22 protein-coding genes are annotated in these 24,260 nt (G+C 61.2%); 7 read left to right on the forward strand and 15 right to left on the reverse strand.

What is annotated here, in order from left to right; translation table 11 throughout:
* Positions 1–145 precede the first annotated feature (145 nt).
* Complete coding sequence (locus HU773_RS26645; protein ID WP_057960914.1) at positions 146–2,092, forward strand: autotransporter domain-containing protein; 1,947 nt, start codon at positions 146–148, stop codon at positions 2,090–2,092.
* Between the two features lie 7 nt (positions 2,093–2,099).
* Here the strand turns inward: HU773_RS26645 and HU773_RS26650 are convergent, their stop codons facing one another.
* The 4 genes from HU773_RS26650 to HU773_RS26665 form a co-directional block, all read right to left on the reverse strand.
* Positions 2,100–3,020 carry an SdiA-regulated domain-containing protein gene (locus tag HU773_RS26650; RefSeq protein ID WP_057960915.1) on the reverse strand — a complete coding sequence of 307 codons (921 nt, stop codon included), beginning with the start codon at positions 3,018–3,020 and terminating at the stop codon, positions 2,100–2,102.
* Positions 3,021–3,141: 121 nt separating this feature from the next.
* Positions 3,142–4,068, reverse strand: coding sequence for an SdiA-regulated domain-containing protein (locus HU773_RS26655; protein WP_057960916.1), 927 nt, complete (start codon positions 4,066–4,068; stop codon positions 3,142–3,144).
* A 264-nt stretch (positions 4,069–4,332) separates the two neighbouring features.
* The gene (locus tag HU773_RS26660; RefSeq protein WP_057440416.1) at positions 4,333–4,998 is read right to left on the reverse strand and encodes a fumarylacetoacetate hydrolase family protein; all 666 of its coding nucleotides are present in this window, start codon (positions 4,996–4,998) and stop codon (positions 4,333–4,335) included.
* A gap of 24 nt (positions 4,999–5,022) precedes the next feature.
* Positions 5,023–6,417: a D-2-hydroxyglutarate dehydrogenase gene (locus HU773_RS26665; RefSeq protein WP_057960917.1), complete on the reverse strand. Its 1,395-nt coding sequence runs from the start codon at positions 6,415–6,417 to the stop codon at positions 5,023–5,025.
* Between the two features lie 205 nt (positions 6,418–6,622).
* Here HU773_RS26665 and serA point away from each other — a divergent pair, with 205 nt between their 5' ends.
* Positions 6,623–7,852: a phosphoglycerate dehydrogenase gene (serA, locus tag HU773_RS26670; protein ID WP_029289418.1), complete on the forward strand. Its 1,230-nt coding sequence runs from the start codon at positions 6,623–6,625 to the stop codon at positions 7,850–7,852.
* Positions 7,853–7,915: 63 nt separating this feature from the next.
* Here the strand turns inward: serA and HU773_RS26675 are convergent, their stop codons facing one another.
* Entirely contained in the window at positions 7,916–8,353 is a 438-nt protein-coding gene (locus tag HU773_RS26675) for a DUF4399 domain-containing protein (RefSeq protein WP_057440418.1), read from the reverse strand.
* Positions 8,354–8,487: 134 nt separating this feature from the next.
* Between HU773_RS26675 and HU773_RS26680 the strand changes: the two genes are divergently transcribed.
* The gene (locus tag HU773_RS26680; RefSeq protein ID WP_120734304.1) at positions 8,488–9,117 is read left to right on the forward strand and encodes a transporter substrate-binding domain-containing protein; all 630 of its coding nucleotides are present in this window, start codon (positions 8,488–8,490) and stop codon (positions 9,115–9,117) included.
* Between the two features lie 34 nt (positions 9,118–9,151).
* Here HU773_RS26680 and HU773_RS26685 read toward each other — a convergent pair whose 3' ends face one another.
* Complete coding sequence (locus tag HU773_RS26685) at positions 9,152–9,646, reverse strand: 2-thiouracil desulfurase family protein (RefSeq protein WP_057440420.1); 495 nt, start codon at positions 9,644–9,646, stop codon at positions 9,152–9,154.
* Between the two features lie 2 nt (positions 9,647–9,648).
* A complete protein-coding gene (locus HU773_RS26690; protein ID WP_057440421.1) occupies positions 9,649–10,281 on the reverse strand; it encodes a 2OG-Fe(II) oxygenase in 633 nt (210 codons plus the stop codon).
* A gap of 131 nt (positions 10,282–10,412) precedes the next feature.
* Between HU773_RS26690 and HU773_RS26695 the strand changes: the two genes are divergently transcribed.
* Complete coding sequence (locus HU773_RS26695; RefSeq protein ID WP_057440422.1) at positions 10,413–11,165, forward strand: DUF2059 domain-containing protein; 753 nt, start codon at positions 10,413–10,415, stop codon at positions 11,163–11,165.
* 41 nt (positions 11,166–11,206) lie between these two features.
* Here the strand turns inward: HU773_RS26695 and bipL are convergent, their stop codons facing one another.
* A complete protein-coding gene (gene bipL / locus HU773_RS26700) occupies positions 11,207–12,148 on the reverse strand; it encodes a phospholipase BipL (RefSeq protein ID WP_057960918.1) in 942 nt (313 codons plus the stop codon).
* Between the two features lie 111 nt (positions 12,149–12,259).
* On the opposite strand from bipL, the gene HU773_RS26705 reads away from it, so the two are divergent.
* Together HU773_RS26705 and HU773_RS26710 are read left to right on the forward strand one after the other, a co-directional pair.
* Positions 12,260–12,835 carry a DUF6436 domain-containing protein gene (locus HU773_RS26705; protein ID WP_057960919.1) on the forward strand — a complete coding sequence of 192 codons (576 nt, stop codon included), beginning with the start codon at positions 12,260–12,262 and terminating at the stop codon, positions 12,833–12,835.
* Positions 12,836–12,862: 27 nt separating this feature from the next.
* Positions 12,863–15,232 (forward strand): penicillin acylase family protein, encoded by a 2,370-nt coding sequence (locus HU773_RS26710; protein WP_057960920.1) that lies wholly within the window; start codon positions 12,863–12,865, stop codon positions 15,230–15,232.
* A gap of 25 nt (positions 15,233–15,257) precedes the next feature.
* Here the strand turns inward: HU773_RS26710 and HU773_RS26715 are convergent, their stop codons facing one another.
* Positions 15,258–16,223: a GlxA family transcriptional regulator gene (locus HU773_RS26715; protein WP_186624973.1), complete on the reverse strand. Its 966-nt coding sequence runs from the start codon at positions 16,221–16,223 to the stop codon at positions 15,258–15,260.
* 258 nt (positions 16,224–16,481) lie between these two features.
* On the opposite strand from HU773_RS26715, the gene HU773_RS26720 reads away from it, so the two are divergent.
* Entirely contained in the window at positions 16,482–17,123 is a 642-nt protein-coding gene (locus HU773_RS26720; RefSeq protein WP_057960922.1) for an HD domain-containing protein, read from the forward strand.
* A 130-nt stretch (positions 17,124–17,253) separates the two neighbouring features.
* Here HU773_RS26720 and HU773_RS26725 read toward each other — a convergent pair whose 3' ends face one another.
* The 6 genes from HU773_RS26725 to HU773_RS26750 form a co-directional block, all read right to left on the reverse strand.
* Complete coding sequence (locus HU773_RS26725; RefSeq protein WP_057440425.1) at positions 17,254–18,138, reverse strand: ABC transporter permease subunit; 885 nt, start codon at positions 18,136–18,138, stop codon at positions 17,254–17,256.
* Entirely contained in the window at positions 18,135–19,055 is a 921-nt protein-coding gene (locus HU773_RS26730; RefSeq protein WP_057960924.1) for an ABC transporter permease subunit, read from the reverse strand. The genes HU773_RS26725 and HU773_RS26730 overlap by 4 nt, the downstream gene beginning before the upstream one ends.
* Positions 19,052–20,194, reverse strand: coding sequence for an ABC transporter ATP-binding protein (locus tag HU773_RS26735; protein WP_029289449.1), 1,143 nt, complete (start codon positions 20,192–20,194; stop codon positions 19,052–19,054). Before HU773_RS26735 ends, HU773_RS26730 begins: the two co-directional genes overlap by 4 nt.
* A gap of 67 nt (positions 20,195–20,261) precedes the next feature.
* Positions 20,262–21,356: a polyamine ABC transporter substrate-binding protein gene (locus HU773_RS26740; protein WP_057440426.1), complete on the reverse strand. Its 1,095-nt coding sequence runs from the start codon at positions 21,354–21,356 to the stop codon at positions 20,262–20,264.
* Positions 21,357–21,597: 241 nt separating this feature from the next.
* Positions 21,598–22,710 carry a polyamine ABC transporter substrate-binding protein gene (locus tag HU773_RS26745; RefSeq protein WP_057960973.1) on the reverse strand — a complete coding sequence of 371 codons (1,113 nt, stop codon included), beginning with the start codon at positions 22,708–22,710 and terminating at the stop codon, positions 21,598–21,600.
* A 178-nt stretch (positions 22,711–22,888) separates the two neighbouring features.
* Complete coding sequence (locus HU773_RS26750; protein WP_057960974.1) at positions 22,889–24,253, reverse strand: aspartate aminotransferase family protein; 1,365 nt, start codon at positions 24,251–24,253, stop codon at positions 22,889–22,891.
* Between the last annotated feature and the right edge of the window lie 7 nt (positions 24,254–24,260).

Below are 24,260 nucleotides of genomic sequence, written 5' to 3' on the forward strand. Positions count from 1 at the left end.
TCTGGTATCAAATCCGTTACAACTTATAGCCAGGCGACCCCCACTTCCAACAACGCGCCAATTCGCGCTTGCCCCATGGAATGAGGCGCGCATTGTGCAGTCGGTCCCGCCGAGCCACTCCCTCAACCACCTCAAGGAAGACCTTGTGATCAAGCCCCTAGCCCTCGCTGTCAGCGTTGCCTGTGCCCTGCTGTCGACTCAATCCCATGCCTACGACTATGGCGAGCACGCCAATGTCACCCTGGAAAAGCTGATCACCGACTACCCCGGCCGCTATCGCGGCACGGCCAACTTCGCCGGGGCCGCCGACTGGATGCAGAGCCAGATGGGCAGCGCCTATGACATCAGCCGCCAGGATTTCACCTGGAATGGCGGCAGCCGCGCCTCGCAGAACGTGGTGGCCTACGCCGCCGGCACCAAACCGCAGTACGTGGTGATTGGCGCGCACTTCGATACCTACTTCGGCCGCCCGGCCCTGCAAGGCCTGGACGACAACGGTTCAGGCGCCAGCGTGCTGACCGAAGTGGCGAAGAACCTCGGCGGCCTGCAACTGGAAAACGGCTTGCAGATCGTCGGCTTCGGCGCCGAAGAGGAAGGCTTGCGTGGCTCCAGGGCCTTTGTCGATTCGTTGAGCGCCAGCCAGCGCGCCAATATGCTGGCCATGATCAACCTCGACAGCCTGATCACCGGCGACATGATGTACGCCCACGCCGGCCAGAACAGCACCGCCAACCCGGCCCTCGCCTCATTGCGCGAGCACACCTTCCAGATCGCCAAGGAGCTGAACATCAACCTGTTCACCAACCCCGGCCTGGACGCGCAATACCCCGCCGGCACCGGCTGTTGCAGTGACGGCGAAGCCTTCGAGGGGCTCAATATCCCAATCCTGTATGTGGAAGCCACCAACTGGGAACTGGGTGCCCTGGACGGCTACACCCAGACCGACAACCCGGCGATCCCCGGCGGCTCGACCTGGCACGACCCCGATGAAGACAACAAGACGGTCCTGACCAACGCCTTCGGCCAGGAACGCATCGACCAGCGCCTGCGCGACTATTCGCGCCTGCTCAGCCGCCTGGTGCTGGAGCTGACCAATGCCGACTTGATGGCTTCCACCACCTCGGGCGGCGCAGTTGCGCGCAATATGCAGGACAACCTGCAGCGCCAGCACCAGGCCATGGTGCGCCTGCATGACCGGCGCTGGCTGACCCTGCAATCGGCCAGCCGTGAAGTGGGCAGTTTCGATGGCGAGATCGGCGTGGACGGCGAATACAACCCGGACAGCGGCTTCGACACCGCCCCCAACCCCGAGGCCCGGCGCCTGGGCCTGCATGCCCTGGGCGACTATCAACTGAGCAGCAGCCTGAACATCGGCGCCAGCCTCAGCTACCTCAACGGCCGCGACAAGCTGGAACACCGTGGCAAGCTGCAAAGCGACACCTGGCAAGCTGCGGTCTACGCCCTGTTGAACGATGGCGGCCCGACCTGGCTGGCCGGTGACCTGAGCGTGGGCCACAGCAGCTTCGACTCAAAACGCAACCTGCTGATCCAGGCCAATGGTGGCCCCGTGCTGCTTAACCAGCAACTGACTGGCGAGACCGACGCCCTGTCCCTGGGTGCCCGAGTGCTCGGCGGTTATGACTTCGATCTGGGCGCGATCAAGACCGGGCCGTTTGCCGGGCTCGATTACAGCCACTCGCGCATCGACAAGTTCCACGAGAAGCAGAACCTGCGCACCGCCCTCGAATATGAAGAGCAATCCTTCGACTCCCTTGAAGCCAGCCTCGGCTGGCGTGTGCGCGGTGCCGTGGCCCTGCCTTACGGCCTGAGCCTGATGCCCTACGGCGACATCGCCTGGGTCAAGGAATTGGCCGACGGCCGCCTCGACGACCTCGACCTGACCGCCCGCGCCGACGGCCAGGCCCGCACCGCACGCCTGGGTTCAGTGGACAAGAGTTTCGGCCGCGCGCAGGTCGGCAGCCAATTGGCGATCACCCCACAGCTTGGGGTGTACGCCGAAGTGAACGGCCGCCTGGGCCATGCCGAAGGCAGCCAGACCGGCTATTCGCTGGGTGTGCAGTGGATGTTCTGACCCGCGCCTACCGCTGCTCGGGCTTTTTCTTGAAGACATAGAACAGGTTCGGCTCACTCACCAGGTACAACGTGCCATCGTCATCCATGGCGATACCCTCGGCTTGGGGCACGCGTTTTTTCAAGCCATTGCGCCCCTTGAGCAGCGACAAGCTGCTCAAGGGGCGACCGTCGATATCCAGTTCCAGCACCAGGTACGACTCATCGGACAGCGCCAGTAAATGGCCGCTGCGCTCATCGTATTGCAGGCTGGACAGGTCGCGTACAAACAGCCCGGCATCGCGTCGGGGGTTGTTGACTACGTGGACCGAGTAGGTTTTTTCCGGTTTGAAATGGGGAAAGCCGTGCACTTCGTAGATCAGCATCGGGTCCCGCTCCTTGGCGACAAACAGGCGCTTGCCCACCGAGTCATAGGCCAGCCCTTCAAAGCCTTTATTGCCCTTCAGGTGCACACCCAGGGTCATCTGCTCGGCCTCGGCCGCGTCGAGAAACTGCGTGTCGTCCTCCAGGTGAATCTTGATCAGCCGCTGCTGGCGCTCATCGCTGACCACATAGGTGTTCTCGCTGATGAACTCCACCGCTTCGGCATCGCCAAACCCCACCAGGTTGATACGCCGCAGGATCTTGCCGTCCAGGGACAGTTCAACCAGTTCGGCGTTTTGATTGGTCACGGTAAACAGGCTCTTGCGCACCGGGTCGTAGGTCAACGCCGAGACATCATCATCCAGGCCCTCAATCACCTGGGCTTCCAGCACCACCTCATAGTCCGCCAGGCCAATGGAGCGTTCATCCAGCGGCTGGCGCCAGGTCTGCCAGTTGAACCAGGCGCGCTCGAATAAACGAAACTGCTGGGCAACCACGCCCACGGCAACCAGGGCGATCAACAGTAGGATAAGAAGGGCAGGTTTGGGGCGGGCAAATCGGCGCATGGAGGCTGGCTCAAAGTCAAAACTGGCAAATGAATATCACAGCCGTCTGAATTTAAACTTAAACGCAGCTCAATGTCTGGGGAATGCCGCGCATAGAGAAGAGTCCGACGTAATCAATCAGCTATTTCTGCTTATCGAACCGATAAAACAGATTGGGCTCGCTGACCATGTACAGCGTGCCGTTTTCGTCCATGGTTACGCCTTCGGCGCGGGGGATCGTGCTTTTCAGGCCATTGAAGCCGCCCAGCACGGTCATGAAGCTGACCTGCTGACCCTTTTCGTCCAGCTCCAGCAGCAGATGAGAGTCGGCGGACAGCACCAACAGGTGGCCGGTACGCGGATCGACACTCAAGGCCGAGAGGTTGCGGATATCCAGTTCGGAGCTGGGCAACTTCCGCTTGTCGCCCGCCAGGACCTGGCCGCCATCGCTGGCCCAGGTAAACAACTGCGCCGGGCGCTCGATACCCAGCACCAGCTGTTGATTGCGTTTGTCCCAGGTGATGGCCTCGAATGCCTTGTTCTGGTTCTCGGAGGGGCCCAGGTCGTAGCTTGGGAAGTCGGCGAAAGCCAGTTCGTGGGTGTCGGCATCCACCTTGACCAGCGTCACGTTGTGCCTGCGCTCATCCACGATGCCTATCACGCCGTTTTCCATGACCGTCACGCCTTCCGGGTTGCTCCAGCCCACCAGGGGAATCTTGCGCAGCACATCGCCCTGCAGGCTGAGTTCCACCAGGAACGGGTTGCGGCCCATCACTGCGAATAAGGTTTTGGTCTGCGGGTTGTAGGCCAGGTCCGACGCTTCGTCCTTTTCCATGCCGGGCAATGGCTTGGCGTCGATCACCGTCTGGTAGTCCGGAAGCCAGACGCTTTCTCGGCGTTCGACCGGGCTTTCAAAGCGCTCCAACACCCATAACGCGCCCCGGTCATCCCAGTGCATCAACCAGGAAACCCCGTACATGATCACCCCGGCCAGCAACAGCCAGGAGTACCAGCGCATATTCAGGCGCGGGCGCGGGGTGGGATTCGCAGAAGAAAGGGGTACGGCCATGGAGGCATTCCAGATAATCGGCTGTCGGTGATGGCCCAGGGCTCAGAGCGCCTGGGTGCCATATGGCCGAGGATTATCCGGATGGCGTGTGAAAAAAATGCAAAGCCCTGATGTGCGCAGCACGCACAAATAATCTGTGTACGAGCTTGTGTGGGAGCCGGGCTCGCCCGCGATGCAAGCACCGTGGTGTATCAGGCACACCGCGGGGATGCTATCGCAGGCAAGCCAGTTCCCACACAAGCCGGCTCCTACAGAGAGATGGGGTTAGCGTACGGCGCTTTCGAAGCGACTGACACCCGGCAATTCCAGCACCAGTTCGTCACCCACTTGCAGCGGGCCCACGCCCACAGGGGTGCCGGTCAGGATCACATCCCCGGCCTGCAGCGAGAAGCAACCGGCCATGTGCTGGATCATCGGCACGATCGGGTTGAGCATCTGCGCGCTGTTACCGTCCTGGCGCACCTGGCCATTGATGGTCAGGCGAATGCCGATATCGGTAAAGTCCGGGAAGGTGCTGCCCACCACGAACGGGGCAATGACCGCCGCGCCGTCGAAGGACTTGGCGATTTCCCACGGCAGGCCCTTGGCCTTGAGTTCGGCCTGCTTGTCGCGCAAGGTCAGGTCCAGGGCCGGGGCGAAGCCGGAGATGGCGTCCAGCACTTCTTCACGGCTCGGGGTTTTCGACAGGGGTTTGCCGATCAGCACCGCGATTTCCGCTTCGTAATGCACCGAACCGCGCTCGGCTGGAATGGCAAAGCCGCCTTCCAACGGCACCACGCAACTGCCCGGCTTGATAAACAGCAGAGGCTCGGTCGGCACCGGGTTATCCAGTTCCTTCGCGTGTTCGGCGTAGTTGCGCCCGATGCAGACCACTTTACCCAGTGGAAAGTGGATGTTGGTGCCGTCGACGTACTTGTGCTGATAGCTCATGGCCCGCTTCCTCTTTCGTGATGGTTAAACAGCGAAGATCTTGCCCGGGTTCATGATCCCGTTCGGGTCGAACACCGCTTTCACTGCCTTCATGTATTCGATTTCAACCGGAGAACGGCTGTACGTCAGGTAGTCGCGCTTGGTCATGCCCACGCCATGCTCGGCGGAGATCGAGCCGTTGTACTTCTCGACGGTCTCGAACACCCACTTGTTGACGGTGGCGCACTTGGCGAAGAACTCGTCCTTGGACAGGTTTTGCGGCTTGAGGATGTTCAAGTGCAAGTTGCCATCACCGATATGGCCGAACCAGACAATTTCGAAGTCTGGGTAGTGTTCGCCGACGATCGCGTCGATTTCCTTGAGAAATGCCGGCACTTTCGACACGGTGACCGAGATGTCGTTCTTGTACGGCGTCCAGTGGGAGATGGTCTCGGAGATGTACTCGCGCAGCTTCCACAGGTTGTGCAACTGGGTTTCGCTCTGGCTCATCACGCCATCCAGCACCCAGCCCTGCTCGACGCAGTGTTCGAAGGTTTCCAGGGCGTGGTTGGCCACTTCTTCGGTAGTGGCTTCGAATTCCAGCAGGGCGTAGAAAGGGCACTCGGTGTCGAACGGCGCCGGCACATCGCCACGGCCGAGGACTTTGGCCAATGCCTTGTCGGAAAAGAACTCAAAGGCGGTCAGGTCCAGCTTGCTCTGGAACGCGTGCAGTACCGGCATGATCGAGTCGAAGTCAGCAGTGCCCAACACCATGGCGGTGAGGTTTTTCGGCGCCCGGTCCAGGCGCATGGTGGCTTCGACCACAAAGCCCAGGGTGCCTTCGGCGCCGATAAACAGCTGGCGCATGTCGTAGCCGGTGGCGTTCTTGATCAAGTCGCGGTTCAGTTCCAGCACATCGCCCTTGCCGGTGACGACCTTCATGCCCGCCACCCAGTTACGGGTCATGCCGTAGCGAATGACCTTGATCCCGCCGGCATTGGTGCCGATATTGCCGCCAATCTGGCTGGAACCGGACGAGGCGAAGTCCACCGGGTAGTACAGGCCGTTTTCTTCGGCGACGTTCTGCAACTGCTTGGTGACCACACCCGGCTGGCACACGGCGGTGCGATCGGTGAGGTTCACGTCGAGGATCTGGTTCATATAGTCGAACGACACCACCACTTCGCCATTGGCCGCCACGGCGGCCGCCGACAGACCGGTACGCCCACCGGATGGCACCAGCGCCACCTTGTGCGTGTTGGCCCAGCGGACAATGGCCTGCACCTGTTCAATGGTCTTGGGGAAGACGATAGCGGTCGGCGCGGGGGCGAAGTGCTTGGTCCAATCCTTGCCGTAAGCCTCCAGGGAGTCGGCATCGGTCAGCACTTTGCCGGGCTCAACCAGGGTCTTTAGCTCATCAATCAGGGCAGGATGGGTCATCGACAGAACTCTCGAACAATTCATGGTCATCCTGAGAACGCTTCACGTCGCAGGAATGAGTGTTTAGCGGGGCGCGTATGCTAGCATACCGCCCCCGCAGGACAGAGCCCAAGGGCGTTTCTGCGGTGACGGCTTTCCTGCCGTCCGGGTCAGCTTAAGCGATCCGATTCCCTGCCATTTTTCTCCGGGATACAGGTTTACGCAGATGAGCAAGACTTCTCTCGATAAGAGCAAGATCAAGTTCCTTCTTCTGGAAGGCGTCCACCCATCGGCCGTCGACGTCCTAAAGGCCGCCGGGTACACCAGCATTGAGTACATCACCAGTTCTCTGCCGGAATCCCAGCTCAAGGAAAAGATCGCCGACGCGCACTTTATCGGCATTCGCTCCCGCACCCAGTTGACCGAAGAGATCTTCGACCACGCCAAGAAGTTGGTGGCGGTCGGCTGTTTCTGCATCGGCACCAACCAGGTCGACCTCAATGCAGCGCGCGAGCGCGGTATCGCGGTGTTCAACGCCCCGTACTCCAACACCCGTTCCGTGGCGGAGCTGGTGTTGGCGGAAGCCATCCTGCTGTTGCGCGGTATCCCTGAGAAGAACGCTTCCTGCCACCGTGGCGGCTGGATCAAGAGCGCGGCCAACTCCTTCGAAATCCGCGGCAAGAAGCTGGGTATCGTCGGTTACGGCTCCATTGGTACCCAACTGTCGGTATTGGCTGAAGGCCTGGGCATGCAGGTGTTCTTCTACGACACCCTGACCAAGCTGCCGTTGGGCAACGCCACCCAGGTGTCGAGCCTGACCGAACTGCTGGGCATGTCCGACATCGTTACCCTGCATGTGCCGGAAACCGCTGAGACCCAGTGGATGATCGGCGAGAAAGAAATCCGCGCCATCAAGAAGGGCGGGATCCTGATCAACGCCGCACGCGGCACCGTGGTCGAGCTGGATGCCCTGGCCGACGCGATCAAGGACAAGCACCTGATCGGCGCCGCCATCGATGTGTTCCCGGTGGAGCCGCGCTCCAACGACGACATCTTCGAAAGCCCGCTGCGCGGCCTGGACAACGTCATCCTGACCCCGCACATCGGCGGTTCCACCGCTGAAGCCCAGGCCAACATCGGCCTGGAAGTGGCAGAGAAGCTGGTCAAGTACAGCGACAACGGTACGTCGGTGTCCTCGGTCAACTTTCCGGAAGTGGCCCTGCCGGCTCACCCTGGCAAGCACCGCCTGCTGCACATCCACCAGAACATCCCGGGTGTGATGATGGAGATCAACAAGGTTTTCGCGGAAAACGGCATCAACATCTCCGGTCAGTTCCTGCAGACCAACGAGAAGGTCGGCTACGTGGTGATCGACGTCGACGCCGAGTACTCGGACCTGGCGCAAGAGAAGCTGCAGCACATCAGCGGCACTATTCGTAGCCGCGTGTTGTTCTAAGGTTTCAAGCGTGTACGAAAAAGGGAGCCCCTCGGGGCTCCCTTTTTTTCGTCTGAACAAATCTTACTTGACGGTAACGGTGATCACTTTTGAGGCTACAGTAGGCTCGAACTGACGATGCAGGTTATCGCCCGCCACCAGTTGCAGGGTGTGCTTGCCTGGGGCCAGGGTCAGCTCGGTCTTGGTTTGCGCCTTGCCGAAGTGGATCACGGTATCGGTGGCCGGAATCGGCTGGCTTGGGTCAGGCAATTGGGTCTGGTCGACCAGCAGGTGGTGATGGCCTGCGCCTGGCACCTGTTTGTCGATGGGTTCCAGGTCCATGCCTTTGATGCCGAACTCGACGGTGAAGGTCTTATCGACCGTAGCACCATCCTTGGGTGAAACAATGAACACTTCAGCACCCTTTGGCGCCGGTGTACGTGGGATATCTGCGGCAGACGCCAGCATTGAAGCCCCCAGCAGCAGGCTGGCCAGGGTTGCACGAGACAAAATGGCTTTCATTAACTTCTCCAGTTTTTCTGTGAAATCTGTAGGGTTATGACAACTTAGTGACGAAACGTTGTCCAAGGCACTCGACACCATAGCAAAGCGAGCCTTAACCGCGTCTCGCACCTTCGAATTCTTTAGGAGTGACCATGCGTTTTCTGCCTGGCCTGTTACTTGTGCTGCCTTTGCTGAGCCCCCTGGCTCACGCCGAACTGTTCGACGACGTGTTTGACCGTGGGGAGCTGCGCATTGCCCTGGAAGCGGACACGCCGCCCTTCAACTTCAAGGAAGGCGACAAACTCACCGGTTTTGAAGTGGAACTGGGTGAGTTACTGGCTCGGGAAATGGACGTACGCGCCTCCTTTATCACCACCGACGACAGCGACTTGCTGCCCGGCGTGGAAAGCGGCAAGTACGACGTGGCGATCAACCACATCGCTGTGACTCCTGAACTGCAGGATCGTTTCGATTTCAGCGCGCCGTATAGCTATTCCAGCGCAAGCTTGATTGCACACAAGCAGCAAAAGCCCCTGCTGGGCAGCCTCGATGCGCTCAAGAGCAGCCAGTTCATAGCCAAGGCGCAGCCCGCTGAAGGTGTGGACCTGCGCCGCCCGGTGAATGCCAACGCGACGTTGACCCTGGCGATCCCCTTCCAGAAGGGCAACCCGGCGTTCAAATCGAGCCTGGACAAAGCACTGGAGCGGATCAAGGCCGATGGGCGGCTGACGGCGCTGTCGGAAAAGTGGTTTGAGGCTGACACCAGCAAACCCACCCAATAAGCAATGTGGGCACAAGCCTAACCTCACATTGGATCTAGGTCGGGTTTGAGAGCTGGGCCAGGGCGGCAGCCGCCTCAACCAGCTCCAGCTCGCTGAACACCAGTACCCCATGGCGCTTGAGCAACGCGGCCGTCACGCCTTCGCCCGTGACTTTCACCCCACTGAAGGTGCCGTCATACGTCAGCAGGTTGCCGCATGACGGGCTGTTGGCCTTGAGTACGGCGATGCGGATGCCATGAAGCTGCACCAAAGCCAGGGCCTGGCGCGCGCCGTCAAGGAAGGCTTCGCTGAAGTCCTCGCCATTGGCGGTCAACACTTGGGCGCGGCCTTCCCACACATCCATGCCCTGCCCGCCCGGAATCTCGGCAGATGGCCGTGGGGTAGGCAGGCCACCGGCCACTTCCGGACACACCGCGACCACTCGGCCCTCGGCTTGCCAGGTCGCAAGTTGGTCAAACGGCCCGCTGGCCCCACCGTCGTAACGTACGCGATGCCCCAGCAGGCAGCGGCTGACCAGAATCTTTTGCATGCTCAAAACGGCTCGTTGCCCCGCCGGCGAAACCAGCCGGTCAGGGACAAGCGTTCGCGGTGGGCAGGCAGGACTTCATGGGGCACTTCCCCCGACAGGAACACCACCAGGCAACCGCCGGCGGGGTCCACATCGTGCTCAACGCCGTCCTTGAGGTACATGCGTAACTGGCCGCCGTGCTCGGGCAGCCAGTCCTGGTTCAGGTAGACCACCGCCGAGACCATGCGCCGGTCATCGTCGCGAAAACGGTCGAGGTGCTTGAGGTAAAACGCCCCCGGCGGGTACATGGCGAAGTGGCATTCGAACTCTTCCAGGCCGAGGAACAGCCCACGGTTCATCGCCAGCCGCAGGCTGTCCATCAACGCCAGATAGCGGTCGCAGATAGCTGCCTGGCCGGGCTCCAGCCACTGGATATGGTCGCCACGGATCCCCTCGCGAATCTCCTGGGCCGGGCCGCGTCCGACAGCGGCCGGTGCCAATTCACCTTCAGCGGCACGTTTATGGCACTCAGCCGCCAGTTCCAGGGTCAGAGCCTCTGGCAGGAAGATGTTCTGCTGCGACCAGCCCTTCACGGCCAGGTCGTCGACAATGCGTAGCAGCAGCGGGTCATCAGGGGATATTTGCATGGCGCGCATAGTATCCATACGCCTGGCAAACCGACAGCGCCGCCTAGCGCCTAAACACACTTTAGTCAGGTGACTGATAGGACTTCTCGACAAATCCTACGCCCGACACGGACAATAGTGGCCGACTGACAGGAGTCCCTATGCGTCGTTTGTTTTTATCCTTGCTGATGTTCTGCGTATTGCCCGCCTGGGCAGACAGCCATGACCAGTTGTATGCGGTCGCCGGCTGGCCGGAACAACGCGCGCATTTTAATGACGCCTTGAGTGCTGCCCAGCAGCGCTACCGCAACAGCTTGCCGCCGGCGGTGTACCAGGCGCTGGTGGACAACAGCAATAAACGCTTCGCCCCCAAGGCCATGGATCAGCGCGCCGAAGCCCAGTTGCGCCAGAACCTGGCGGACCCCAAACCGGCGCTGGCGTTTTTCCAATCGCCGCTGGGGCGCAAGATTGTCGCCGCCGAGTTGCTGGCGACCCGCCGTGACCAGCTGGCCAAGAACGCCCAGGGTTTGCCGCAGATCCAGGCCGACGCCACCCGCAGCCTGATCATCGGCCACCTGGCCCAGGCCCTGCCCGCCCGCGAAGCCGGGGCCGAGGTCAGCCTGGCGATTGCCGGCGTGGCCGCAGATAGCCTGAGCCAGATGATCCCCGGCCTGTTGGGCGGCGGTCAGGCGCAAAGCATGCTCAACGGCCAGCGCGAGCGCTTGATGCAGCAGATCGGCAATGACCTGAACAACACTTTGCTGTACGTCTATCGGGATCTGTCGGACCCGGAGCTGGAAGAGTTCGCCACCTTTGCCGAATCGCCAGAAGGCAAGGCTTACTACCAGGCGGCACTGGCGGCGATCCGCGCCGGGCTGGCGGTGGGGCAAAGCACTTCAAGCCTGGCCCCGTAACAATCTGCGAGCGGGTTTGCCTGCTCCCAGATTTGATTGCGTCAGGTCAGATGGTCGCTGAGGAACTTGAAGTATTCCTCGCGAATTTGCGGCAGTTCATTGGCCAGATGATGCCGGCCCTTGGGCAACATCAGGATCTGCGGCTGATCAAACTTGCCGCGCAGCACCTGCAGGTTGTGCTGCCAATCCACCGTCATATCCTCCTCGCCCTGCACGATCAGGGGCCGCCGCGTGCTGCGCGGCGCGGCCTCGATGCGTTTGATCCAGCGCGCCAGCGCGCCCACCCAGGCGGTCGGCAACTGCCGGGGCTGTAGCGGATCGGCTTCGAGGAACGGACGGAACGCCGGGTCATTGCTGTTATCGCTGAAACGTCGGGCGATGCCTTTGACGAACGGCTTGAGCAGGTAATAGCTCAGTTGCGACCAACCCCAGGCACGCGGCCGCACCAGTGGCGACAACAGGAAGGTCTGGCCTTGCGCCGGGCTGCTGGCGCCCTGGTTGAGCAGATGGTCCACTACAATCGCCCCGCCAGTGCTTTGCCCGAACAGATGCCAGGGCTTGGGCAGCTGCAGCGCGTCGGCCTGTGCGAACAAGCCCTGCACCACATGCTGGTACACCGCGAAGTCGTCGATACTGGCGCGCTCACCGCTGGACAGGCCATGGCCCGGCAAATCGCAGGCAATCACCACGAAGCTCTGGTCCAGACCCCATTCCACCACGCTGCGGTACAACCCCATGTGGTCGTAGAAACCGTGGAACATAAACAGTGTTGCCACAGGTTGCGCCGGCCACCAGACCTGGCTGACTACCTCGAACCCATCCACTTCGAAGCGCCCCAGGCGGCTGGCCACCAGGGTTTTGCGCGCGGCCAGGTCCAGCCCGTAGAAGCGCTGGTAGACCCTGGCCTCAGCCGAAAGCGGCTGCGCGTCCACCAGGGGCCGCAAGCTTTCGCGCAGATGATCGGGGTCAAAGGTAACGGGCATAAGTACTTCCAGACTAGGGCTTCACAGCAGTGAACAGATGAATATCGAGTCGCGATATTCATCTGTCAGGGCAAGCATGGCAAGCTACGCCACCGTCGAGGATTGTTCTGAATGCGAAAACCCTACCGCTCTGCCCTGCTCGCCAGCCTGATCCTGCTGATCTGCGCCGCCGTGCTGTGGGCCGCGTATGACTGGTTCCAGGGCCGCTACCTGCGGGCATTCAGCGAGCATACGGCGGTGTTCTCCGGCGACCTGCTGCGCCTGCCCGACGACCTCGCCGGGCCCGGCCCGATCCGCCTGGTGCACTTCTGGGACCCGGCCTGCCCGTGCAATGTCGGCAACCAGCAGCACCTGAGCGAACTGATCGAGCAATACGCGCCCCAGGGCGTGGAGTTCTATGCCCTGCAAAAAACCGGCAGCCACGGCCAACTGCCCGAGAACCTCGGCGCGATGAAAATCATCACCGCCCTGCCCGGCGCCGACCAGGTGCCCGCCAGCCCAGCGGTGGGCATCTGGGACCGCAACGGCAAACTGGCGTATTTCGGCCCGTACAGCGAGGGCCTGACCTGTAATTCGAGCAACAGCTTTATCGAACCGATCCTGCAGGCGCTCAACGGCGGCCGGGCGGTGAATGCGACCCACACCCTGGCGGTGGGCTGCTATTGTTCCTGGCCAAAAGGCTCCTAGCCCAACTTCTAATAATAAGGATCGTTCATGAAGCGCGTCTTGTCGGGTCTCGCGGCCCTGCTGGTGTTGATCGCCCTCGGGGCTGGCTGGTACGTCTACAGCAAGCAACCGACCCGCCAGGGCACGGTGGAGCTGGCCAACCTGCAAGGCTCGGTGACGGTGCGCTACGACGACCGTGGGGTGCCGCATATCCGCGCCGAGAACGAGGCCGACCTGTATCGTGCCCTGGGGTATGTGCATGCCCAGGACCGCCTGTTCCAGATGGAAATCATGCGCCGCCTGGCGCGCGGTGAGCTGGCCGAGGTGCTCGGCGCCAAGTTGCTCGACACCGACAAGCTATTCCGCAGCCTGCGCATCCGCGAGCGCGCCACCACCTACGCGGCGCAAATGGACCGCCAGTCACCGCACTGGAAGGCCCTGCAAGCCTATCTGGACGGGATCAACCAATATCAGGACCGCCACGCCAGCCCCATGGAGTTTGACGTGCTGGGCATCCCCAAGCGTCCGTTCACCGCCGAAGACACCATCAGCATCGCCGGCTACCTGGCCTACAGCTTTGCCGCGGCTTTTCGCACAGAGCCCTTGCTGACCTACGTGCGCGACCAACTGGGCAGCGACTACCTGAAGGTGTTTGACCTCGACTGGAAACCCAAGGGCGACCTGAGCCTGGCCGCCGCCGACTGGCAGGGCTTGAGTGCCATCGCCCGCCTCAGCGAGCAGACCCTGGCCGACAATGGCCTGCCGCAGTTCGAAGGCAGCAACGCCTGGGCCATCAGCGGCAACCGCACCAAGAGCGGCAAGCCGCTGCTGGCGGGCGACCCGCATATCCGCTTCTCGGTGCCGTCGGTGTGGTACGAGGCGCACCTGTCGGCGCCCGGCTTTGAACTCTACGGCTATCACAACGCCCTGGTGCCGGTGGCGTTCCTGGGCCACAACAAAGCGTTCGGCTGGAGCCTGACGATGTTCCAGAACGATGACCTCGACCTGATCGCCGAGCAGGTCAACCCGGACAACCCCAACCAGGTGCGCTACCACGACCAGTGGGTCGACATGACGACCAGCGAGCAACAGATCGCGGTCAAGGGCCAGGCCCCGGTGACGCTGACCCTGCGCCAGTCGCCCCACGGCCCGATCATCAACGACGTGCTCGGCGCCAATGCCGGCACCACGCCGATTGCCATGTGGTGGGCGTTCCTCGATACCGAAAACCCGATCCTCGATGGTTTCTACCAGCTCAACCGCGCCGACACCCTGGCCAAGGCCCGCATGGCAGTGGCCAAGGTGCATGCGCCGGGGCTGAATATCGTGTGGGCCAATGCCAAGGGCGATATTGGCTGGTGGGCTGCAGCGCAGTTGCCGATCCGCCCGGCCGGGGCCAACGCCGGATTCATCCTCGATGGCAGCACGGCCCAGGCCGACAAGCTGGGCTTCTACCCTTTCAGCGCCAACCCCCAGGAAGAAAACCCGGCCCGTGGCTACGTGGTCTCGGCCAATGCCCAGCCGGTGTCGCCTACTGGCGTGCAGATCCCCGGCTACTACAACCTGGCGGACCGTGGCCAACAGTTGAACGCGCAATTGAGCGACAGCCAGGTCAAATGGGACCTGGACAACAGCCAGGCCCTGCAACTGGGCACCACCACCGCCTACGGGCCACGCCTGCTGGCGCCGCTGTTGCCGGTGCTGCGCGAGATGGTCAAGGATCCCGCCGAACTCAAGTTGCTGGAACAGTTGGCCGCGTGGAAAGGTGATTACCCGGTGGAGTCGATCCCGGCCACGCTGTTCAACCAACTGTTATACGACCTGACCGACGCGGCCTTTCGTCCCAAGCTGGGTGACGAGATGTTCAAGACCCTGATCACCACCCGTGTGGTCGACGCCGCCTTGCCGCGCCTGGCCGCCGCTGCCGATTCGCCGTGGTGGAACGGGCAGCGCGCCGCGACCGTCAAGCGCGCCTGGGACAACAGCCTGGCCCATCTGAAAAGCACCTTCGGCGACGACCCTGCACAATGGCAGTGGGGCAAGGCCCATACCCTGACCCACGGCCATCCGCTGGGCATCAAGCAGCCGCTGGACCAGATCGTCAATGTCGGGCCGTTTGCCGCACCGGGCAGCCACGAAGTGCCGAACAACCTGTCGGCAATCATTGGCCCGGCGCCGTGGCCGGTGACTTACGGCCCGTCCACCCGGCGCCTGGTGGACTTCGCCGACGCCGCTCACGCCCTGACCATCAACCCGGTGGGCCAAAGCGGCGTGCCATTCGACAAGCACTATGCCGATCAGGCCGAGACCTATATCGAAGGCGGGTACGAACAGGCGCATTTTGATGAAGAAGAGGTCCAGGCCAATACCCGTGGCACCCTCAAACTGTTGCCCTCCCGCCCCCCACAACAGCCCTGAAGAAACACACTAAACATGTGGGAGCTCAAACCAGCGCCGCAAAGTTGAGTCGGAACTGCTGCGGCGTCACCCCCAGCCGGCGATTGAACACACTGCGCAGGTGCTGGGCGTCGCGAAAGCCGCATTGGTAGGCCACGGTCTTCAGCGGCGCCGTGCTGCTTTCCAGTAGCACCCGCGCCGCATCCACCCGCGCCCGCTCGACAAACTCCGCCGGAGTGATCCGCGCCTCGCGGGCAAATACCCGCGAGAAATTGCGCGCACTCATATTGGCCGCGCGGGCCAGATCAGCAATGCCCAGGTCGCCGGTCAGGTTCGCCAGCACATACAACTGCACCTGTGCCACGGCCGAGGTGGCTTCGGCGTGGGGCGTGAGAAACGGGCTGAACTGCGATTGGCCGCCGCTGCGCTGGGTAAACACCACCAGGCGCTTGGCCACGCTCAGGGCCACTTCCGGGCCGTGGTCCTGGGCCAGCAGGTACAACGACAGGTCGATACCCGCCGTGACCCCGGCCGACGTGTAGAGGTTGCCGTCCTGCACGTAGAGGCGGTCGGCGTCGACCTGAGTCGAGGGGCATAGGCGCGCCAGATCAGCCGCGTCGCTCCAGTGGGTGGTAACGGTTTTGCCATCCAGCAATCCGGCCCGGGCCAGCATGAAGGCGCCGTTACAGATCGAACCGAAGCGCCGGGCCCTGGCGCTGGCGTACTGCAGCCATTGATTGAACGCCAGGCCGAAATCCTCGAAGGGCAACTGCGGGCCGCCAGCGACCAACAGCAGGTCATAGGCTTGCAGGGCTTCGCTGTAATGGGTGTGGGCCTGCAAGGACAGACCGTTGGAACAGGCGATCTGACCCTGGACCTGGCCGATGACTTCGAGCTGGTAATGATCCTCCGGCGCCAGGAAGCGATTGGCCTCGCAGAACACATCCATGGGACCGGTCACATCCAGTGACTGGACGCCGGGAAAGATCAGGATCGCGACGGTCTTGTGCATGGGTAAACCTTCCTCTGGACTGTCGCAAAACCCTGTGGGAGCTGGCTTGTCTGCGATGGCATCCCCTGGGTATACCTGATGTACCGAGGCGATGCTATCGCAGGCAAGCCAGCTCCCACACTGGATCGTGTACAACCATGGCGCGATATGAAGGCACATTGGCCGGGATCGCGCCCCTGCGGTGGTGGTTGCCTGGCAACTGGGCGATCAGACTGCACTCATCAGCGCCAACCCCGCGTTTTCTTGAGGATCATGACCATGAGCACCACCATCGCCGGCATCCAAATCCCCGACAGCGCCCTGGCCAAGGCCACCACCGAATACATCCGCGACATTGAATCCGACCTGCTCTACCACCACTCCCGCCGGGTGTTCCTGTTTGGTGCCTTGAGCGGCGAGCGCAAGCAGATGGCCTATAACCCGGAACTGCTGTACGTCGGCGCGATGTTCCATGACCTGGGCCTGATGGACGGGCACCGCAGCGATGACGAGCGTTTTGAAGTGGACGGCGCCAACGCGGCCGCCGCCTTTCTCAAGCCCTATGGCTTGAGCGATGACGATATCGAGCAAGTATGGCTGTCCATCGCCCTGCACACCACGCCAGGCGTGCCCAAGCACCTGCGCCCTACCGTCGCCCTGGTGACCGCTGGCGTGGAGATGGACGTGCTGGGCATGGACTACGCCGCGTTTACCCACGTGCAGCGCGAGGCGGTGGTGCATGCGCATCCACGGGGTGAAGGGTTCAAGGAGTGCATCATCTGCGCGTTTGCCGACGGTTTGCGCCATCGCCCGCAGACCACGTTTGGCAACGTGAAGACCGATGTGCTGGTGGATCAGGAACCGGGGTTCAAGCCGATGAACTTTGTCGAAGTGATTCGCCAGTCGCCGTGGACGGCTTAATCAACTTGAAATGCAATCAAATGTGGGAGCTGGCTTGCCTGCGATAGCGGTGGTTCAGTCACATCTTCAGTGACTGACACTCTGCTATCGCAGGCAAGCCAGCTCCCACATTTTGAGCCTATTCCGGCGTTTAGACCGGTGCTGGCGCCCGGCGTACATCCGGCTGTTTCCAGCCATCCGCTGCCGCTTCTTCGATGGCTTGCTGGATGGCCTTCTTGCGCCGCTCTTCAGCACGGCGGCTGAAGAACCACACCAGGAACGTCACCAGCGACACCGCCAGCAAAATCAGGCTGGCCACGGCGTTGATCTCGGGTTTGACCCCAAGGCGCACCGCCGAGAACACTTCCATCGGCAAGGTGGTCGAACCCGGGCCCGAGACGAAGCTGGCCAGTACCAGGTCATCCAGGGACAACGCGAAGGACATCATGCCGCCCGCCGCCAGCGACGGCGCGATCATCGGGATGGTGATCAGGAAGAACACCTTCCACGGCCGCGCACCGAGGTCCATGGCCGCCTCTTCGATCGACAGGTCCAGCTCACGCAAGCGCGCCGACACCACCACCGCCACATACGCCGCACAGAACGTGGTGTGGGCGATCCAGATGGTGACGATGCCACGCTCCTGGGGCCAGCCGATCATCTGCGCCATGGCCACGAACAGCAGCAACAGCGACAGACCGGTGATCACTTCCGGCATCACCAGTGGCGCGGTCACCAGGCCGCCAAACAGCGTGCGGCCCTTGAACTGGCTGATACGGGTCAGCACGAACGCTGCCAACGTACCCAGCGCCACCGCGGCCACTGCCGTGTAGCAGGCGATTTCCAGGGAGCGCGCCACCGAGCCCATCAACTGGGTGTTGTCCAACAGGCCCACGTACCACTTGATCGACCAACCGCCCCACACCGTCACCAGCTTCGATTCGTTGAACGAATAGATCACCAGGATCAGCATCGGCAGGTAGATGAACAGCAGCCCTACGACCAGCATGAAGCTGGAGAAACTGAAGCGCTTCATACCTTGCCCTCCATCTCTTTGGCTTGGCTGCGGTTAAACAGAATGATCGGCACGATCAGGATCGCCAGCATCACCACCGCCAGCGCAGAAGCCACCGGCCAGTCACGGTTGTTGAAGAACTCTTGCCACAACACTTTACCGATCATCAGGGTTTCCGGGCCGCCCAGCAGTTCCGGGATCACGAACTCGCCCACCACCGGGATGAATACCAGCATGCAGCCGGCGATGATGCCGTTCTTGGACAGCGGCACGGTGATTTTCCAGAAGCTGTTGAAGGTGCTCGAACCCAGGTCCGACGCGGCCTCCAGCAGGCTCTGGTCGTGCTTCACCAGGTTGGCGTACAGCGGCAGGATCATAAACGGCAGGTACGAATAGACCACGCCGATATACACCGCGATATTGGTGTTGAGGATCTGCAACGGCTCGTTGATCAGGCCGATGGACATCAGGAAGCCATTGAGCAAGCCGTTGTTGCTGAGGATGCCCATCCACGCATACACGCGGATCAGGATCGCGGTCCAGGTCGGCATCATGATCAGCAGCACCAGCACGGTCTGCATCTCTTTGCGCGCACTGGCGATGGCGTAGGCCATCGGGTAGCCGATCAGCAGGCACAAGGCCGTGCTGAAAAACGCCATCTTCAACGAGCCCAGGTAGGCGGCGATGTACAGCTCGTCGCCGGCCAGCAGGCTGTAGTTGGCCAGGTTGAGCACCACCTCCAGCTTCTGCTCGATGTAGGTGTAGATCTCGGTGTAGGGCGGGATCGCCACGTCCGCTTCGGCAAAGCTGATCTTCAGGACGATGAAGAACGGCAGCATGAAGAACAGGAACAGCCACAGGAACGGAATCCCGATGACCACCTGCTTGCCGCTGGGAATTATTCGGTGCAATCGCCGTTTGAATTTCTTCATGTTCATGAGCGAAGTACCACGCCGCTGTCGTCTTCCCACCACACGTAGACCTGGTCACCCCAGGTCGGCCGCGCGCCACGGCGTTCGGCGTTGGCGACGAAGGACTGCACCAGCTTGCCGCTCGGCAGCTCGACGTAGAACACCGAATGGCCGCCCAGGTAGGCGATGTCATGCACCTTGCCGCTGGACCAGTTGTGCTCGCAGGTCGGCATCTCGGTGGTGACCAGCAGCTTTTCCGGGCGGATAGCGTAGGTCACCGACTTGTCTTCCACCGACGTAGCGATGCCATAACCCACGTAGATATCGCGGTCCAGGTCGGCGCACTTGAGCACTGCGTGGCCTTCGGCGTCATCCACCACCACGGTGTCGAAGATGTTGACGTTGCCGATGAACTCGCACACCAGGCGGCTGGTGGGGGTTTCGTAGATGTCGATCGGGCTGCCGATCTGCGCGATCCAGCCCAGGTGCATGATCGCGATGCGCTCGGCCATGGTCATGGCCTCTTCCTGGTCGTGGGTCACCATCACGCAGGTCACGCCGACGCGCTCGATGATTTCGACGAGTTCAAGCTGCATCTGCGAACGCAGCTTCTTGTCCAGGGCGCCCATCGGCTCATCGAGCAGCAGCAGTTTCGGGCGTTTGGCCAGGGAACGGGCCAGGGCCACCCGCTGACGCTGGCCGCCAGACAACTGGTGCGGCTTGCGCTTGGCGTACTGGCTCATCTGTACCAGCTTGAGCATCTCGGCTACGCGGGCCTCGACTTCGGCCTTGGGGATCTTGTCCTGTTGCAGGCCGAAGGCGATGTTCTGCGCCACGGTCATGTGGGGGAACAAGGCGTAGGACTGGAACATCATGTTGATCGGCCGCTCGTAGGGCGGCATATCGGTGATATCAACACCGTCGAGGAAAATCCGCCCTTCGGTCGGGCGCTCGAAACCTGCGAGCATGCGCAGCAAGGTGGATTTGCCCGAACCCGATCCGCCGAGCAAGGCGAAGATCTCGCCTTTCTTGATTTCCAGGGACACATCGTCCACGGCAATCGTCTCGTCGAACTTCTTCGTGACCCGGTCGATTTTGACCAACACCTTTTTCGGTGTCTGGTCGCCCTCGAGGGCTTTCTTATAGGCGCCGGAGGCAACTGCCATTTACGAAACTCCCAGAAAAAAAGAGTGCAGAACGTCCAATACAGACGAACCTTAGATAGTGTGAGCCTTACTTGCCCGTCTTGACCTTGGTCCAGCTACGGGTCATCAAGCGTTGCACTTTCGGGGGTAGCTCGAAGTTGACAAATGTCCGGTCGAGAACCGCCTGCGGTGGGTAAACCGCTTCGTCGGTGCGTATTGATTGCTCCATCAACGTATCCGACCCTGGGTTAGGGTTGGCGTAGCCGACGTAATCACTGACCTGAGCGATCACTTCAGGTTGCAGTAAATAGTTGATGAAGGCGTGGGCCTCCTTGACGTTGGTCGAGTCCTTGGGGATCGCCAGCACGTCAAACCACAGGTTGCCGCCTTCTTTCGGAATCGCGTAGGCGATGTTTACGCCCTTGCCTGCCTCGCTGGCGCGGGCCTTGGCCTGGAACACATCGCCGGAGAACCCGGCGGCCACGCAGATATTGCCGTTGGCCAGGTCCGAGATGTATTTGGATGAGTGGAAGTAGGTCACGTAGGGACGCACCTTCAGGAGTTTTTCCTCAGCCTTCTTGTAGTCGGCCGGGTTGGTGCTGTTGGGGTCCAGGCCCATGTAGTTGAGCACCGCTGGCAGCATTTCATCCGCCGAGTCCATAAAGGACACGCCGCAACTGGCCAGCTTCTTCATGTTTTCCGGCTCGAACAGCACGGCCCAGGAGTCGATTTTGTCGACACCCAGCACTTCTTTGACTTTGTCGACGTTGTAGCCAATGCCGTTGGTGCCCCACAGGTAAGGCACGGCGTATTGGTTACCCGGGTCGTTCTTTTCCAGGCGCTTGAGCAGCGCCGGGTCGAGGTTGGCGTAGTTGCTCAACTGCGCCTTATCGATTTTCTGGAACGCGCCCGCCTTGATCTGCTTGCCCAGGAAGTGGTTGGACGGCACCACCACGTCATACCCGGTGCGCCCGGCCAGCAATTTGCCTTCCAGGGTTTCGTTGGAATCGAACACGTCATAGACGGGCTTGATGCCGGTGGCCTTTTCAAAGTTGGCCAGGGTGTCGGGGCCGATATAGTCCGACCAGTTATAAACATGCACAGTCGAAGCCGCCTGCACGCTGACTGCCAACGTGAGACCCGCCCCTACCAGCAAGGCTTTGCGAAATAAAGAAATTGGCAAGTGGAGGTCCTCTTAAATAGTTGGGCCCAAAGTTGTTGCCCGACAACAAAACCGGCGCGCAACTTACCCTCGATAAACCGATCCGGCAAAGCTTTCTGTCATTTAATGGGTGGGAGCGGGCTTGTGGGGGAGCGAGCTTGCTCGCGAAGGCGGCGTGTCAGCCTGCATATGCCTCTACTGACACGCCGCTTTCGCGAGCAAGCCCGCTCCCATCCAACCCCCCTCCCACACCTATCAAGGCTTATTTACCCGACTTGATCTTGGTCCAGCTGCGCGTCAGCAAGCGCTGGGTAGCGGCCGGCAGATCGCTGATTGCATACAGCTTGGCTTTCACTGCATCCGTCGGATAGATGCTCGGGTCACCCGAGATATCCTTGCTCACCAGCGGCGTGGCAGCCTTGTTACCGTTCGGGAAACGTACGCTGTTGGTGATTTCAGCCATGACTTCAGGCTTGAGCAGGTAGTTCATGAACTGGTAGGCGGCGTCCAGGTTCTCGGCATCTTTGGGGATGGCGACCATGTCGTAGAAGCTGCCTGCGCCTTCCTTGGGAATGGCGTAGGAAACTTTAACCTTGCCACCGGCTTCAGCCGCGCGGGATTTGGACTGTTCCAGGTCACCCGAGTAACCCACGGCCACGCAGATGTTGCCGTTGGCCAGGTCCGAGATGTACTTGGAGGAGTGGAAGTAACCCACCGAAGGACGGATCTTGAGGAACAGCGCTTCGGCTTCAGCCAGTTGCTTCTTGTCCTGGCTGTCGGTCGGGTAGCCCAGGTAGTGCAGGGCCACCGGGATCATTTCGGTTGGCGAGTCGAGGAAGCTCACGCCACAGCTTTTGAGTTTTTCGATGTTCTCGGGCTTGAACAGCACATCCCACGAATCGATCTTGTCGACGCCCAGCGCAGCCTTGACCTTGTCCGGGTTGTAGCCGATGCCGATGGTGCCCCACATGTACGGGAATGCGTGCAGGTTGCCTTTGTCGCTGGCATCACCCACGGCCTTGAGCAGGTCGGTGTCGAGGTTCTTCCAGTTTGGCAGCTTGGACTTGTCCAGCTCCTGATACACACCGGCCTTGATCTGCTTGGCCAGGAAGTTGTTCGACGGTACGACGATGTCGTAGCCGGACTTGCCCGCCAGCAGCTTGGCTTCCAGGGTTTCGTTGCTGTCGAAAACGTCGTACACCACCTTGATGCCGGACTCTTTCTCAAAGTTGGCTACGGTGTCCGGTGCAATGTAGTCGGACCAGTTGTAGACGTGCAGCACTTTGTCGGCAGCCTGGGCCGTGCCGGCCATTGCGCCCATCAGGGACAAGGCCAGGAGGGTCTTGCCGGCGTTCTTCAAACCTAATGCCTTCATTCGGTCATGCTCCAATTTTTCTTTTTTGGGCCACATTTTTCTACGTTTCATGGCCCGTCGAAGGGCGACAAAACAGGGCGACAGTCTGGCAAGTTCAGGGGCCGGCTTTCAACCAAAGCCCCGCATTTATCATTACCCGAATGCAACAGCCGCAGCCGCTGCATCCTGAGCCTAGCACTTAGCCCTGCAATGCCGCCAAAGTCAGGTCCAGGCAATGGCGAGCCTTGGTCACCAGCTCGTCAATCTCGGCCTTGCTGATCACCAGCGGCGGCGAAATGATCATGGTGTCGCCCACGGCGCGCATGATCAGGCCATTTTCGAAGCAGAAGGTGCGGCAGATCATACCCACGCCCTTTCCTTCATAACGCTTGCGCGTGGCCTTGTCCTGGACCAGCTCGATCGCACCCAACATGCCGACACCGCGCACTTCGCCCACCAGCGGATGATCCGCCAACTCGCGTAGACGCTTCTGCAAATACGGTGCCGTTTCGTCATGGACGCGGCTGACAATTTTTTCATCGCGCATGATGCGGATGTTTTCCAGGGCCACCGCAGCAGCCACCGGGTGCCCGGAATAGGTGAAGCCGTGGTTGAAATCGCCGCCTTCGTTGAGCACCGCCACCACTTCGTCGCGCACAATCAGGCCGCCCATGGGGATATAGCCCGAGGTCAGGCCCTTGGCGATGGTCATCATGTCCGGCTTGAGATCGTAGAAATCGCTACCGAACCACTCACCGGTGCGGCCAAAGCCACAGATCACTTCGTCGGCGACAAACAGGATGTCGTACTTGGCGAGGATTTCCTTGATGCGCGGCCAGTAGCTGGCTGGCGGCACGATCACACCGCCGGCGCCCTGGATCGGCTCGGCAATAAAGGCTCCGACGTTGTCCACGCCCAGTTCCAGAATTTTCTCTTCCAGTTGGTTGGCGGCCCACACCCCGAACTCTTCAGGGCTCATGTCGCCGCCTTCGCCGAACCAGTACGGCTGGGCGATATGCACGATGCCCGGGATCGGCAAGTCGCCCTGCTCGTGCATATAAGTCATGCCGCCCAGGCTGGCGCCGGCCACGGTGGAACCGTGGTAGCCATTCTTGCGGCTGATGATGGTTTTCTTGTTCGGCTGGCCCTTGATCGCCCAGTAGTGGCGGACCATGCGCAACATGGTGTCGTTGCCTTCGGAGCCGGAGCCGGTGAAGAACACGTGGTTCATGCCGGCCGGGGCGATATCGGCGATGGCCTTGGCCAGTTCCAGCACCGGCGGGTGGGCAGTCTGGAAGAACAGGTTGTAGTAAGGCAGTTGTTTCATCTGCTTGGCGGCGGCGTCAGCCAGCTCATCGCGGCCATAACCGATGGCCACACACCACAGGCCGGCCATGCCGTCGAGGATCTTGTTGCCTTCGCTGTCCCACAGGTAAACGCCCTTGGCGTTGGTGATGATGCGCGGGCCTTTCTCTTTCAACTGCTTGAAGTCGCTGAACGGCGCCAGGTGATGATCGTTGCTCAGGGCTTGCCATTCACGGGTTTGCGGGTTGTTGCTGGACATACCAATC

The organism is Pseudomonas shahriarae (assembly GCF_014268455.2).
Taxonomy (GTDB): Bacteria; Pseudomonadota; Gammaproteobacteria; order Pseudomonadales; family Pseudomonadaceae; genus Aquipseudomonas; species Aquipseudomonas shahriarae.

What these genes read in the sequence shown, in the direction of transcription:
- HU773_RS26650 (WP_057960915.1), bottom strand. Translation starts at nt 3,020, where the DNA reads ATGCGCCGATTTGCCCGCCCCAAACCTGCCCTTCTTATCCTACTGTTG.
- HU773_RS26655 (WP_057960916.1), bottom strand. Translation starts at nt 4,068, where the DNA reads ATGGCCGTACCCCTTTCTTCTGCGAATCCCACCCCGCGCCCGCGCCTG.
- HU773_RS26660 (WP_057440416.1), bottom strand. Translation starts at nt 4,998, where the DNA reads ATGAGCTATCAGCACAAGTACGTCGACGGCACCAACATCCACTTTCCA.
- HU773_RS26665 (WP_057960917.1), bottom strand. Translation starts at nt 6,417, where the DNA reads ATGACCCATCCTGCCCTGATTGATGAGCTAAAGACCCTGGTTGAGCCC.
- serA (WP_029289418.1), top strand. Translation starts at nt 6,623, where the DNA reads ATGAGCAAGACTTCTCTCGATAAGAGCAAGATCAAGTTCCTTCTTCTG.
- HU773_RS26675 (WP_057440418.1), bottom strand. Translation starts at nt 8,353, where the DNA reads ATGAAAGCCATTTTGTCTCGTGCAACCCTGGCCAGCCTGCTGCTGGGG.
- HU773_RS26680 (WP_120734304.1), top strand. Translation starts at nt 8,488, where the DNA reads ATGCGTTTTCTGCCTGGCCTGTTACTTGTGCTGCCTTTGCTGAGCCCC.
- HU773_RS26685 (WP_057440420.1), bottom strand. Translation starts at nt 9,646, where the DNA reads ATGCAAAAGATTCTGGTCAGCCGCTGCCTGCTGGGGCATCGCGTACGT.
- HU773_RS26690 (WP_057440421.1), bottom strand. Translation starts at nt 10,281, where the DNA reads ATGCGCGCCATGCAAATATCCCCTGATGACCCGCTGCTGCTACGCATT.
- HU773_RS26695 (WP_057440422.1), top strand. Translation starts at nt 10,413, where the DNA reads ATGCGTCGTTTGTTTTTATCCTTGCTGATGTTCTGCGTATTGCCCGCC.
- bipL (WP_057960918.1), bottom strand. Translation starts at nt 12,148, where the DNA reads ATGCCCGTTACCTTTGACCCCGATCATCTGCGCGAAAGCTTGCGGCCC.
- HU773_RS26705 (WP_057960919.1), top strand. Translation starts at nt 12,260, where the DNA reads ATGCGAAAACCCTACCGCTCTGCCCTGCTCGCCAGCCTGATCCTGCTG.
- HU773_RS26710 (WP_057960920.1), top strand. Translation starts at nt 12,863, where the DNA reads ATGAAGCGCGTCTTGTCGGGTCTCGCGGCCCTGCTGGTGTTGATCGCC.
- HU773_RS26715 (WP_186624973.1), bottom strand. Translation starts at nt 16,223, where the DNA reads ATGCACAAGACCGTCGCGATCCTGATCTTTCCCGGCGTCCAGTCACTG.
- HU773_RS26720 (WP_057960922.1), top strand. Translation starts at nt 16,482, where the DNA reads ATGAGCACCACCATCGCCGGCATCCAAATCCCCGACAGCGCCCTGGCC.
- HU773_RS26725 (WP_057440425.1), bottom strand. Translation starts at nt 18,138, where the DNA reads ATGAAGCGCTTCAGTTTCTCCAGCTTCATGCTGGTCGTAGGGCTGCTG.
- HU773_RS26730 (WP_057960924.1), bottom strand. Translation starts at nt 19,055, where the DNA reads ATGAACATGAAGAAATTCAAACGGCGATTGCACCGAATAATTCCCAGC.
- HU773_RS26735 (WP_029289449.1), bottom strand. Translation starts at nt 20,194, where the DNA reads ATGGCAGTTGCCTCCGGCGCCTATAAGAAAGCCCTCGAGGGCGACCAG.
- HU773_RS26745 (WP_057960973.1), bottom strand. Translation starts at nt 22,710, where the DNA reads ATGAAGGCATTAGGTTTGAAGAACGCCGGCAAGACCCTCCTGGCCTTG.
- HU773_RS26750 (WP_057960974.1), bottom strand. Translation starts at nt 24,253, where the DNA reads ATGTCCAGCAACAACCCGCAAACCCGTGAATGGCAAGCCCTGAGCAAC.